A 12,320-nucleotide genomic window follows, 5' to 3' on the forward strand; every position below is an offset into this window, starting at 1 on the left:
TTATTGCGAATAGTATAGGTGCTATTTCAGGAATGGGTGGAGGAGTCATAATTAAACCGATCTTCGATTTAATAGGAGCTCATGACTTAGCCACTATTTCATTTTATTCAGCAGTTGCTGTATTTACCATGTCGCTTACATCAACTTTTTATCAAATAAAAAAAGGGACTGCGTTTAAACCATTTATTATTTTTTGGGTATCTTTAGGAGCTTTTATAGGTGGGTATTTTGGTAATAAATTATTTGATTTTATGTATATAAAATTTAATGATTTTACTATTATTAATCTTATACAAATTTTTTTAACAATTATTACACTCTTATGTGCTTATATGTATTCATCAAAAAACTGTTTAACCTTTGATTTGAATACTAATTTTTATTATTTTATTTGTGGATTAATATTGGGAGGACTTTCAAGTTTCTTAGGTATTGGTGGTGGGCCAATAAATGTTTCTTTATTAATACTTTTATTTTCTATGTCAATTAAAGAAGCTACTTTCTATTCAATTGCCACTATCTTTTTTTCTCAGCTTTCAAAACTAATAACAATAGGTTTTACTACTGGTTTTAACACTTTTGATTTAGAAACCCTCTACTTTATAATCCCAGCTGCAATATTAGGTGGAATTATTGGTGCTAATTTAAGTACAATTCTTTCAGAACGTAATGTTGAAAAAGTATTCCGTATTGTTATATTGCTAGTTCTTTTCATTAATATCTATAATGGTATCAATTTATTTAGAACACTCAATTAACAATAAGTAGTTAGATTCTAATTAAGCATGACTAAGACAGTTTTATCTTTGATTGTCAAGGGCGGTTTAATTTTGTAGGTTTAAGGCGGTTGGACCTCTTGCTTTTGCTGGTTTTCCTGATAATCTCTCAAGCGGTATGATTTTCCTGTAATTTTAAAAATTTGAGATTGATGAACTAAACGATCTAATATCGCTGCGGTTGCCGCAGGATTTCTAAAAATTTCACTCCAACCCGAAAGATTAGACTTTGTAGTGAAAATAGTTGAATGACGGTCATAACGTAAATTAATCAACTGAAACAACAGATCAGCTTCTTGCCTTTTAATAGGCAAATAACCAATTTCATCAATAATAAGAAGCTCGTAGTTCCCATATCGCTTCATCACACGTTCTATATTGCCATTCTCATAAGCAGTTTGTAATCTAAGAAGTAATTCATGACAGTTAATGAATAGTGTACGGACACCTTGTTCACAAGCGGAAACACCGATGCTAATCGTAAGATGGCTTTTTCCTACACTAGGGCTACCAATAAAAAGAATATTTTCTTGCTTATCTAAAAATGCTAAATGTTGTAAATCAAGTACTTGCTTTTTGTTAATACTCGGCTGATACCCAAATTCAAAATCTTTCATTCGCTTAACTTTAGGGAAGCGAGCTTTAATTAACGCACGATCAATTTTTTTGACTGTTTGTAGAGTAGTTCTTGATTAGTTAGTTCTAAAAGGGCTTCAGTAAAAGGAATAGATTGATTGTTTACAAATTCTAAATAATTTGGAAAGTATTCTTTGATTCGTTGTAAACCTAACTGATCAAAATTTGTGATTAATTGTTGGTAATTACTCATATTTTCCTCCTAAAGTCCATCATATTGTGTAAGAGATGCTTCAATATATTTTTCAATCTCATCATCTGTTCGATGTTTAAAGACATCCGATTTTAGAATATGAACCATATCTTCTCGATGATAGTTCAAAGGTTGGATGGACAATGGATGCACACGAATTTCTTAACCATGGTAATATATTTCTACTGTGTCTTTTTCCTCTGAGACTTCCAAAATCACTTCACAACCTATATACTTAGGGTGTACGGAGTACTTACATTTTCTAAACTGCACCATGGATTCTTTAGAGACGATACGGCGAATATCATCTTCAAAATAAGAATTCAGTAGATTGTGGCTGTTCGACAAATAGTGTTGATGGACTCAAATTGAATAAAATGATTGTCAGAAATCGGTGGAGAATTCTCTCTACCGATTTTTTTAGCTCGTATAGTTTAGAGGGCTTTTTTAGTGAAAAGCACTATTAGCGAGAGTAGTCAAACATCAAAGAAGTGAAATTGAATAAAGGTCTATTTTAGCGTTCGAACAAAATGGTTTCCGAGAAATATACCAGAAGTCGAAACAGTGTCACCATTCCCATTTCGGATAGATTTCTGGGGAACTATGTTATGATTTAGACACAGCCTTAATTGCTATAGAATTTTTACTCAAGATTTTTATCGAAGCTCCTAACAGCTCCAATTTGACCATGAGAACAATAAGGAATACAATAAGCCTAACAGCAGTATTTTCCAATAATAGGGAGGTTGACAGTAATGAAAGAAATCATCCAAATAGAACACCTAACCCGTGACTATGGCAATGACAAAGGTATCTTTGACCTGACTTTTTCGGTCGGACAAGGACAAGCATTCGGCTTTCTAGGGCCAAATGGTGCTGGAAAAACGACTACCTTACGCCACCTCATGGGGTTTCTACGTCCGCAAGTAGGCTCCTCATCCATCGAAAACCTAGATTGTTGGCAAAACGCTCCCCAAGTACAAAGTAGGGTGGGCTATCTTCCGGGAGAGATGAACTTTCCACCGGGGATGACAGGTCTTGGTTTTTTAGAGTTTTATGCAGCCTATCGAGGGATGAAAGGTATGGGACGCCGCCAAGAATTGATGGAACGGTTTGATTTGGATGCGGGGGGTCAGGTCAAGAAGATGAGCAAGGGGATGAAGCAGAAGGTCGGAATTATTGCCGCCTTCATGCACGACCCGGATGTCTTACTTTTGGACGAACCTACCAGTGGATTAGACCCACTCATGCAAAACGAATTCATCAAGCTAATTCTCGAAGAAAAACAAAGAGGTAAGACTATTCTGATGAGTAGTCATATGTTTGAAGAAGTAGAGCGGACGTGTGACCGAGTGGGGATTATTCGCCAAGGCAGGATGGTAGCTATTGAAACGGTGGACGGTCTTAAAGCTCACCAAGTCAAACGTTATATCGTCACCTTTGAAAATCCACTTGCGGCAAATCAGTTTGCTCAAGGAAAATTTGCTAGTCAAGTGGATGGCAATCGAGTTGTGGTTACGGTTAAGAATGACTTGCCAGACCTTTTGCAAACTCTAGCGACAAGCCCAGTAACGGATTTGTCAGCTCCTGTACAAAGTTTAGAAGACATTTTCCTTACCTATTATGGAAATAGTTCCCATCAAGAAGTAAATGCTGGAGGTGAGCCGCGATGAATGTCAGTCTTTATAAAAAGGGTATCAAGGAAAGCTACAAGTTGTGGCTGATTATCCTAGCTGTTATGTCAATGTATATCTCGATTGTCATTTCTATGTATAATCCGGACATCGGCAATATCATGGATGAATTGGTTAAAGCTATGCCAGGTATTATGGAGCTTTTTGGCATGAAAGATAGCGGCACAACTCTTCTTTCCTTTATGGCTAATTATCTTTATGGCATGATATTTTTGATTTTTCCGATGATTTTTACCATTATGGTTACCAATGGTCTGATTGCCAAACAGGTAGAGGGTGGCAGTATGGTCTATTTATTGGCGGCACCTAGTTCACGTAAGAAAGTTGCTGTGACGCAGCTCTTGGTGTTATTGACAGGCGTCATCTCCCTTATCCTAGTAGCTAGTTTGATTGGTTGGTTAGCAGCACAAGTCATGTTTCCTGGTCACTTGGAATTGGAACTCTATTGGAAGCTCAATGCCAGTCTCCTCTGCTTGCACCTTTTCATTGCCGGTATCTGCTTTTTGTCCTCTTCTTTCTTTAACGAGACAAAATGGAGCCTTTCACTAGGCGCGGGCATTCCTATCTTATCCTATGTCATCCAAATGATCGCCAACCTAGGCGGCAAATACGAAAACGCTAAATACGCAAGCTTCTTCACCTTTTTCTCACCACAAAATATCATAGGCCAGCAAGACGGTGTTGTGCTTGCTGCAAGTATTCTACTAATAGGAAGCCTCATCCTATATGGACTAGCCATTAGCACCTTCACTAAAAAAGACCTACCATTATAAGAGGTGGCTTGGATTAAATTTCCTTATTAATAAGAAAGTAAAAGAGGTTCCGAGAAATAGACCAGAAATATCGGTGTCAAGCATAGCTGACGCACAGTAGCTGTCTCGACTTTAGTCGATTACAGATACGTAGTCAGCTAAGACGTGAGACCTTGGCTCGCGTCGGTGCCACCGTTTCGATTTCTGGTCTATTTCTTGGAACCTCTTTTGTGATTAAAAAATAGCCAAAGACAAAACCATGTCCTTGGCTATTTTTAATTATGATTATTGGGTGTTTCATAAAGGGGTTAGATGGCTTCCTCTTCCGCAAAACTTACTTGAATAGCGGAGGTTAGAATATCTGTATAACTATAGGAAACACGATCATACTTGTTTTGCGTTTTGTCCAAATCAACTACAAAAACAGAATGATAAGTCTCTCTCAGAATCCCTTTGCGCTCAATTTTCCTTTTACGTCCCCCAAAAGCTGTTAAAACGATTTCTTGACCCAATTTACTGTCCAATTCTTGTTTGATTAACAATAATTGTCTTGGCATCCGCACTCACCTCATTTCGAGTAGTATAACATAAAATGAATAAAATTTCAATATTATCACAAAAGTCTTTTAGATGGAATACCTTTTTGAAAATTTCTTTTAAATTTAGGCAAGGCTTAATCAAATTGTTAGCAGCCATTTGGTTGAGTAAGTAAAGTTGACAGTCTAATCCTGGGTATGCTATTCTTGTTTGAGTTCTTTAAAGTAGAATGATTTCGATTTGAACGAATGAGCTGTGCTATTATAATATAGAAGAAAGAAGACAAAGGAGTTGTGCACGTGCAATATATTAATGTCGAAAACCTATCTTTTTCATATGACAACGAACCAGTCCTACAAGACATCTCCTTCACCGTAGATTCTGGCCAATTCGTCATCCTGACCGGTGAAAATGGTGCCGCAAAATCAACCTTACTCAAGAATATTCTTGGGCTCCTAAAACCAGAAACCGGAAAAGTAACCTTCGCCAGCAAAAATGATCTAGGAGGCAAGTTGGAAATTGGTTATGCGCCGCAACAAATCTCATCCTTTAACGTGGGTTTTCCTTCAACGGTCTATGAGCTAGTGGCATCTGGCCGCTACCAACAGGGGCGCTGGTTTAAGCGTCTGGACGAGGAAGACCACACCCATATCGAGCGAGCACTCTTGTCAGTTGGGATGTGGAATGAACGCCATAAAAAAATTGGTGACCTATCAGGTGGACAGAAACAACGGATTTGCTTGGCTCGCATTTTTGCGACAGACCCAGACTTGTTTATTTTAGATGAACCGACTGCTGGGATGGATAAGGGCTCTCGTAAGCGATTCTATGAACTTTTACACCACAACAGCGCTCATCACGGCAAAGCCATTTTAATGGTGACGCACGAAGAAGAAGCAATGGAGGAGTTTGTGGACAAACACATTCACCTACAACGAAAGGAGGATTCCCCATGGAGATGTTTTTCTATGGCTTCATGCAAAGAGCCTTCCTAGCCGGGATTGCCATGGCTTTTATTACACCTATCTTAGGACTTTTCTTGATTCTTAGAAGGCAATCTTTGATGGCAGACACTCTATCACACGTCTCTTTAGTAGGGGTGGCCTTGGGTATGTTACTGGGCTTCAACCCAACTTTGACAACATTAGTGGTCGTCGTTGTGGCGGCACTCGGTTTGGAGTATATTAGCAAATACTTCCGTGGCTATTCAGAGATTTCTATTGCCATTTTGATGTCGGGTGGGATGGCGATTGCTTTAATCTTGCTTAACATGCAAAGTGGGCAAACCGCTGTTAGTGTTGACCAATTTCTGTTCGGGTCTATCGTGGTTATTACTCAAGAACAAGTCTATCTCTTGATTGGTTTGGCCTTTTTGGTTGTGGCTCTCTACGTGATTTTCCGCAAGCCTTTATACGTCTTGACCTTTGATCCGGATACAGCCCATACAGCGGGGTTACCGGTTCGGCTCATGTCTAGCCTATTCACTGTTATTACTGGTGTCGTGATTTCGGTCATGATGCCAATTGCTGGAGCTTTGTTGGTGTCGGCTATCATTGTGTTGCCGGCCTCCATTTCACTAAGAGTTAGCCGTAGCTTTAATAGCGTTATCATCATTGGGATAGCTATCAGCCTGTTCGGTATTATCACTGGCTTGATGGCGTCCTACCAATTCGACTCCCCTCCAGGCGCAACCATAACAGTCATCTTTATGGTCCTGCTCCTACTAAGCATCGCCAAAACCGCTTTGCAGAAATATATCAAATGATGAAGATGGAGCTAGGGGAAAATACTCTGCTGCTTAACGAATAGAAGTCCCCCACTTTACTATTATTTCAGATAGTAGTAGAGTGGGAGACTTTTTTGCAAACCTCTTTTGTTTGAATAGTAGCCTGGACTTTTTGCCCAGCCTTTCTTTGCTTTGTTCTAGTAAGAACTTTTTAGTTTAATGTAACATTTTTCTTCAAACCATTTCCAGAGTCTTTAGGGCGCTTTCCTGAAATCACGGCGTAGAGCACACTTGATGCACAGTGGCTGTTTCGGCTTTAGCCGATTTACAGCCACGTAAGAAAGTGAGCCGAGAGACCAAGGCTCGAGGCGGTGCCGCCGTTTTTGATTTCAGGAAAGCGCCCTAAAGACTCTTCTACACAGCACCATTTACGAACGTTCGGATATTTTTTATTTGCTAATCTTCGCTATTTTTAGGTATAATAAAAGCAAAGACAGTCAGCTCACGTTCAAATACAGCAAAGACTAGTCGCAAGGAGGCAGCAATGAAACTCAAACGAAGCGAACGACTAATAGACATGACCCAACTACTACTAGCCCACCCACACCAGTTACTTTCATTAACCGACTTCTCACAACGCTACAATTCAGCCAAATCATCCATTAGTGAAGACCTTACCATCATCAAAAAAACATTTGAAAGCCAAGGCATTGGTCGTATCGAAACGATTTCGGGTGCCGCTGGAGGAGTAAAATTCATTCCTAAAGCCAACAAAGAAGAAGCACTTGCCTTTGCCGAAGAGGTTCGTGTTCAGATTGAAGATGCAAAGCGACTCCTACCAGGTGGCTATGTTTACCTTTCTGATTTATTAGGCAACCCATCCATCCTACGCCGCCTAGGGAAAATCATTGCATCGGGCTACCAAGAGGGTGAGGTTGATGTCATTATGACCGTTGCCACAAAAGGTGTGCCGATTGCGCAGGCAGTAGCAGAATTTTTGAATGTACCATTTGTCATTGTGCGAAGGGATTCCAAGATTACAGAGGGATCAACCGTCAGCATCAATTATGTATCTGGCTCGTCCGAACGGGTGGAAAAGATGGAGCTGTCCAAACGCAGCTTGAAGAGTGGTTCAAAAGTTTTGATTGTTGATGACTTCTTAAAAGGTGGCGGTACGGTCAACGGATTGCGCAGCCTGATAGCCGAGTTCGACTCCACCACAGTTGGAACAGTCGTCTTCTGTGAATCCGGTGTTTACAACCACCAAGTGGAAGATTGTAACTCCATCATTTATATCGAACAAATCGACACAAGCAAAAATATCATCAAAGCACGACTAGGAAGCTTTATCGAAGAATGTGAGTTTTCGTAAAAAAATATTTTGTCCCTTTACTAGTAGCTATATCAACTAATCTGTTAAATAGCAAAAGAGAGGTGATAAAGATGGATGAATTAATCCAGTCATTTGAAGATAGAAAAGGTTTGTTACTCGTATGGTTCATAGGCTTGATATTTGCAATCGTGCTAATTATTACAGGAGTCAAAGTAAAAACAAAAAGTAAATCTAGCGGTATAATCCTCATGTTACTAGGGATTATTCTCAGTTTAATAATGCTTGTTTTGATGTATGTAACTTTTATACTAGGTATGAATTTCTAAAATATCTACTTTTTTGACTAGTAGCCTATTATAAAAACACAGCTCCGAATAAGGAGCTGGGGCTGGGTAAAAAGTCCCAATGGTAACCAAATAAAAGAGCTCCCCAAAAATCTATCCGTACAGGACGGTGTAAAGCATAGCTGGCGCACAGTGGATGTTTCGGCTTTAGCCGATTACAGCCACGTAGACAGCTAAGCCAGTGAGACCAAGGCTCACGGCGGTGCCACCGTTCCCATTTCGGATAGATTTTTGGGGAACTATTTTATGATTTAGAATGCTTTTATTTTATTACAGACTTTTTGCCCAGCCCCTTACAGCCACGTAGACAGCTAAGCCAGTGAGACCTAGGCTCACGGCGGTGCCACCGTTCTCATTTCTGATAAAACTGTTGGAAACTCTTTTGTTTGAATAGCAGCATAGACTCTTTAACCAGTCCAGTGGCACCATTTATACTTTCGAAAGACAGTAAGGAAGAACTTTCCCTAACTCAAAAAGTCCAGCACATTAGCCAAGTTGCAAAAAGTCAACCCAAAAATTATAAAAAATGAAAAATAAATGAAAAAATGCTTATAAAACAAAACGTTCAATGGCCACCGCAACCCCGTCATTGGCATCAGATTCGGTAATATAATCCGCTATGGCCTTAACAGAGTCAACGGCATTCCCCATAGCAACGCCCATCCCGGCATATTCAATCATATCCATGTCATTTTCATTATCACCAATACACATAACTTGGTCTGGGGTTAGCTCTAACTGTTCTGCCAGAGCCGCAACCGCCTTGCCTTTGCTGGCTAAAGGATTCAAGACTTCCAAATAAAATGGCTGGCTCCGCAGCAAAGTATAGTCGCTAGCAAACTCTTTAGGCACTTCTAGCAACAATTGATCTAACAAGGCCGCATCGTCAATAAACATCATTTTTGTGAACTCAATATCTCTTGGAATTTGGTCCAAAGGCAAATGACGAATAGGCATGCCAACCAATTCTTGCTCGTGTAAGGAATAGATGCCCACATCTTCGGTTGGGACATAGATAGCTTCTTGGTCGATAGCGTGGTAATGGATATTTAACTTATCTCCATAGCTAGCAACCTTCTCCAAGTCTTCATAAGCTAAGGTAAAGTGCGCCAAGGTATGGCCATCAGCTGTTTTTTGAACCAATGAGCCATTGTAAGTAATGACAAAATCCCGGTCATTTACCAGATTCAATTCCTCTAAATAGGCTGTAACCCCTGGTAAGGGACGACCAGTACATAAGACTACATAAACACCTTTTGCCTTAGCGTCTTGGATGGCTTGGTGCACACGTGGTGAGATAGTTTTATCAGGTGACAAAAGGGTGCCATCAATATCGATAGCAATTAATTGAATAGACATAAGTTCCTCCTAAAGGTCAATATTAATTAGTCAAAGTGTCGGCCAGCTCTCTGAACCGAGCATAATGTTGGGCGAATAAATTCTCTTCTAAGTCGTTCGCCAGCATTTCACGAGGGAAATACAAACGTTCATCCCCACGAACTCGACCAGCAATGGCAGAGACGATGGTTGAAACGGTAGAAAGTTCGACAAGCTGGTCATTGCGGTCCATGAGTTCAATCTGTGTACGGGACTTAACCGCATTCGGGCGATAAAAGTCATACGGTAGGTCATAGCTATTGTTGATGGCTGCATAATATTCTGGATTGTAACCTACAGCTTCAATCTCAGTAATCATTAGCTGGATGGTTTCTTGATCCACATCAGGGTTATAGGCAACCGATTTGAAAGGCTTACGGTTGATAAATCTATCTGCCAAATCACTTAAAATGGCGTCATCTTCATAGAGCCAGTGGTTAAAGTAGGTACTCAAAACCCCGTCATCCAAACGTAGGTAGTCTTCTAGCGTCCAATTGTTTTCAAAGAAGGGCACTAAAAAGGATGCCGTATGATGCAGAGGGTGAGTCGGAGAATGATAGCATTCCGCAGCCCGTTTGAGTAAGCGATTAAGGATAACCTCCATGCCACGAGAAACCGGATGGAAATATACCTGCATGTACATCTGGTAGCGACTGACAATATAATCTTCAACCGCATGCATGCCCGACATGTTAAAGGCAATCCCATCCTTGTAAGGACGAATAACACGCAAAATACGAGTCAGGTCAAAAGTTCCATAATTAACCCCCGTAAAGTAGGCATCCCGCAGTAAATAATCCATACGGTCAGCATCAATCTGACTAGAAATCAATTGAACGACCTGTGGATTCGGATAGGTTTTCTGGATTACACTAGCCACCGCCTGCGGAAAATCAGCGCCAACACCAGCAAGAATCTGGTGAACCTGAGTTTTTTCTGACAGGATGATGTCGATGGTTAACTGCTCATGAGAAGTGTTGAATATCTTCTCAAAGGTATGGGAATAAGGGCCATGCCCAATATCATGAAGCAAGGCGGCACAAAGAACCACTAACCGCTCAGAATCGTTCCAAAGCCCATCACCTGCTACCTTAGACGGGTAGTTGCGAACAAACTTATCACAGATACGACGAGCAATCTCATAGACACCTAAAGAATGCGAAAAGCGAGAGTGCTCAGCACCGTGGAAGGTAAAGAGCGAAGCACCCGTTTGTTTAATACGGCGCAAACGTTGCATTTCACGGCTGTTGATTAAGTCCATGATGACCTTGTGTTGCACATGGATATAGTCATGAACCGGATCACGAAACACTTTTTCACGAGCTAGCAGTTCTACAGTGGTCATTTTCTAGCGCCCCTTTCATCTACATTGAGTCTCAGATTACGTGACTGAATTTTTTCTAAAGCTTTCTCATAGTCAGTTTGAATTTGTGGTGTAAGCAAGCCCTCGCTTAAGCTTGAGCCCATGTCGACCAAGCTAGCCATAATACGGTCTTGCACGTCTTGTACGGTCAGTTCAATTCCTAGCAAATCTGACAGGTTGGCCATACTGTCTGGATTGACGAGTGGGAAATGCCATTTGCTAGCGGCTTGTGCTTGACCGGCCTCGTAAAAGGAACGAATCAGTTGCCCACGATAATCCTGGTCACCAAAGACACTCAGATAAATCAGAACCGAGATGCCCCCCTTGAAGCGACGTTGCGCAATCCCAGCAAACTTCTTGCCACCAATGCTCAAATCAAAGTCGCCAGGACAATAGGAATCGACAATCTCATAAGCTTCAATACGCCCTTCAGCTTCGGGAAAAGCCGCCACAATCAGGTCTTTCATCCATGAATAAGCTTGATCAATGGAGATGGGAGATGCCATTTGATTAGGGAAGAGCAAAGAAAAGTTGGTCACCCCACGACTGCAAACCACCGCCAAACCACCCGCATTGCGCACAAAAGGATGATAAGAAGCCCTAGCAAAAACCTTAAGCCCCTCTGACAAATCCGGCAACTTAGTATCTGTCATGCCCAAAAGGATAGCCTGATCCAAAGACCAAAAATGAAGAATAGGCTGGTCACTAGGCGAACCCACAGCACGTAAAAGTGCCTCGCCAAGTGCAAAAGGCGCCGACATATCAGAGTCGGAACTTTGAGTCTCTTGAGAAAACACCAAAAAATCTTGCCCAGTAAGCGGAGAATAGGTCATACTGTTAAATTCCTTTCAGATAAATAATGCAAATCTAATATCATTTTCATTATAGCAAACTTTGCCTCTGAAAGCGTGAGAAACCGCATCAATCAAGCAAAAATAATCAAAAAAACTGAAGACTTTACAAGAAAAGCTAGAAGGTCTAAAATAGGAATAGTTGAGTCGGAGGATAGAAGCAACAGTTTAATAGACATCAAGCCGAAATAGCTCAGTAGGTAGAGCAACGCACTCGTAACGCGTAGGTCACAGGTTCGACCCCTGTTTTCGGCATTGCAAGGTTTAGAAAGAAGCCAAAAGAATAAAATGAAAAGAGCTAGAAACGTTGGATTAATAGCGTTTTTAGCTCTTTTTGTGTTTTAGATAAAATAGGTAACAGAAAGAAGGGGCTGGGCAAAAAGTCCTTGCTGCTATTTAAACAAAAGATTTTCGCAAAACTCTTTTGTGATTTAAAAATAACTATTAGTCATTATGGACTTTTTGCCCAGTCCCTTGATTTTTGGGTATCTCACTCCTGTCTCGCTAAAGTTAGGGAGTGGGATTTTTTCGGATTGAAAGCATAATTTACTTCACTAAGATGAATTATTGCGAAGTGAAAGTGGGTTTCACTTCACTAAGATGAATTATAGTGAAGTGAAAGTTGGTTTTACTTCACTATAATTTTTATTCAACTATAGATAGTAGTTGGGGACAATAATAGGTTTTATTCTTTTTTTCGTTAGTTGATGTGAGGAAACCTGTTGATTGTAATTTATT

At 40.5% G+C, this 12,320-nt stretch carries 11 protein-coding genes, 1 tRNA gene and 1 pseudogene; 7 read left to right on the forward strand and 6 right to left on the reverse strand.

Annotated features, from left to right (window positions below):
* The first annotated feature begins 2 nt into the window (after positions 1-2).
* Positions 3-758: a sulfite exporter TauE/SafE family protein gene (locus tag NPA36_RS10045; RefSeq protein WP_256945986.1), complete on the forward strand. Its 756-nt coding sequence runs from the start codon at positions 3-5 to the stop codon at positions 756-758.
* Between the two features lie 80 nt (positions 759-838).
* Here NPA36_RS10045 and istB read toward each other — a convergent pair.
* A pseudogene (istB, locus tag NPA36_RS10050) lies at positions 839-1,605 on the reverse strand (IS21-like element helper ATPase IstB).
* Between the two features lie 162 nt (positions 1,606-1,767).
* Positions 1,768-1,953, reverse strand: coding sequence for a Mu transposase domain-containing protein (locus NPA36_RS10310; protein WP_407932821.1), 186 nt, complete (start codon positions 1,951-1,953; stop codon positions 1,768-1,770).
* A 407-nt stretch (positions 1,954-2,360) separates the two neighbouring features.
* Between NPA36_RS10310 and NPA36_RS10055 the strand changes: the two genes are divergently transcribed.
* Both NPA36_RS10055 and NPA36_RS10060 read left to right on the forward strand, forming a co-directional pair.
* Complete coding sequence (locus NPA36_RS10055) at positions 2,361-3,278, forward strand: ABC transporter ATP-binding protein (protein WP_256945987.1); 918 nt, start codon at positions 2,361-2,363, stop codon at positions 3,276-3,278.
* The gene (locus NPA36_RS10060) at positions 3,275-4,072 is read left to right on the forward strand and encodes an ABC transporter permease (protein ID WP_256945988.1); all 798 of its coding nucleotides are present in this window, start codon (positions 3,275-3,277) and stop codon (positions 4,070-4,072) included. The genes NPA36_RS10055 and NPA36_RS10060 overlap by 4 nt, the downstream gene beginning before the upstream one ends.
* 287 nt (positions 4,073-4,359) lie before the next feature.
* On the opposite strand, the gene NPA36_RS10065 is transcribed toward NPA36_RS10060, so the two are convergent.
* Complete coding sequence (locus NPA36_RS10065; protein WP_256945989.1) at positions 4,360-4,608, reverse strand: Veg family protein; 249 nt, start codon at positions 4,606-4,608, stop codon at positions 4,360-4,362.
* A 279-nt stretch (positions 4,609-4,887) separates the two neighbouring features.
* Here NPA36_RS10065 and NPA36_RS10070 point away from each other — a divergent pair, with 279 nt between their 5' ends.
* The 3 genes from NPA36_RS10070 (at position 4,888) to purR (ending at position 7,686) form a co-directional block, all read left to right on the forward strand.
* Complete coding sequence (locus NPA36_RS10070; protein ID WP_256945990.1) at positions 4,888-5,583, forward strand: metal ABC transporter ATP-binding protein; 696 nt, start codon at positions 4,888-4,890, stop codon at positions 5,581-5,583.
* On the forward strand, positions 5,541-6,353 hold the full coding sequence (locus NPA36_RS10075; protein WP_256945991.1) for a metal ABC transporter permease: 813 nt from the start codon (positions 5,541-5,543) through the stop codon (positions 6,351-6,353). The genes NPA36_RS10070 and NPA36_RS10075 overlap by 43 nt, the downstream gene beginning before the upstream one ends.
* 505 nt (positions 6,354-6,858) lie before the next feature.
* Positions 6,859-7,686, forward strand: coding sequence for a pur operon repressor (gene purR / locus NPA36_RS10080; RefSeq protein ID WP_256945992.1), 828 nt, complete (start codon positions 6,859-6,861; stop codon positions 7,684-7,686).
* A gap of 854 nt (positions 7,687-8,540) precedes the next feature.
* Here purR and yidA read toward each other — a convergent pair.
* The 3 genes from yidA to NPA36_RS10095 are packed head-to-tail and all read right to left on the reverse strand — an operon-like array spanning position 8,541 to position 11,564.
* Positions 8,541-9,350, reverse strand: coding sequence for a sugar-phosphatase (gene yidA, locus NPA36_RS10085; protein ID WP_256945993.1), 810 nt, complete (start codon positions 9,348-9,350; stop codon positions 8,541-8,543).
* A 22-nt stretch (positions 9,351-9,372) separates the two neighbouring features.
* Complete coding sequence (locus NPA36_RS10090) at positions 9,373-10,713, reverse strand: HD domain-containing protein (RefSeq protein ID WP_256945994.1); 1,341 nt, start codon at positions 10,711-10,713, stop codon at positions 9,373-9,375.
* Positions 10,710-11,564 (reverse strand): lipoate--protein ligase family protein, encoded by an 855-nt coding sequence (locus tag NPA36_RS10095; protein WP_256945995.1) that lies wholly within the window; start codon positions 11,562-11,564, stop codon positions 10,710-10,712. Before NPA36_RS10095 ends, NPA36_RS10090 begins: the two co-directional genes overlap by 4 nt.
* 200 nt (positions 11,565-11,764) lie before the next feature.
* On the opposite strand from NPA36_RS10095, the gene NPA36_RS10100 reads away from it, so the two are divergent.
* Positions 11,765-11,837: transfer RNA gene (locus NPA36_RS10100), tRNA-Thr, on the forward strand.
* The last annotated feature ends 483 nt before the right edge of the window (positions 11,838-12,320 follow it).

Source organism: Granulicatella seriolae (assembly GCF_024543085.1).
Taxonomy (GTDB): Bacteria; Bacillota; Bacilli; order Lactobacillales; family Aerococcaceae; genus Granulicatella; species Granulicatella seriolae.

Bases quoted from the DNA above. Each gene is read 5' to 3' on its own strand.
- NPA36_RS10065 (WP_256945989.1), bottom strand. From the start codon at position 4,608: ATGCCAAGACAATTATTGTTAATCAAACAAGAATTGGACAGTAAATTG.
- yidA (WP_256945993.1), bottom strand. From the start codon at position 9,350: ATGTCTATTCAATTAATTGCTATCGATATTGATGGCACCCTTTTGTCA.
- NPA36_RS10095 (WP_256945995.1), bottom strand. From the start codon at position 11,564: ATGACCTATTCTCCGCTTACTGGGCAAGATTTTTTGGTGTTTTCTCAA.
- NPA36_RS10090 (WP_256945994.1), bottom strand. From the start codon at position 10,713: ATGACCACTGTAGAACTGCTAGCTCGTGAAAAAGTGTTTCGTGATCCG.
- NPA36_RS10060 (WP_256945988.1), top strand. From the start codon at position 3,275: ATGAATGTCAGTCTTTATAAAAAGGGTATCAAGGAAAGCTACAAGTTG.
- NPA36_RS10055 (WP_256945987.1), top strand. From the start codon at position 2,361: ATGAAAGAAATCATCCAAATAGAACACCTAACCCGTGACTATGGCAAT.
- NPA36_RS10075 (WP_256945991.1), top strand. From the start codon at position 5,541: ATGGAGATGTTTTTCTATGGCTTCATGCAAAGAGCCTTCCTAGCCGGG.
- purR (WP_256945992.1), top strand. From the start codon at position 6,859: ATGAAACTCAAACGAAGCGAACGACTAATAGACATGACCCAACTACTA.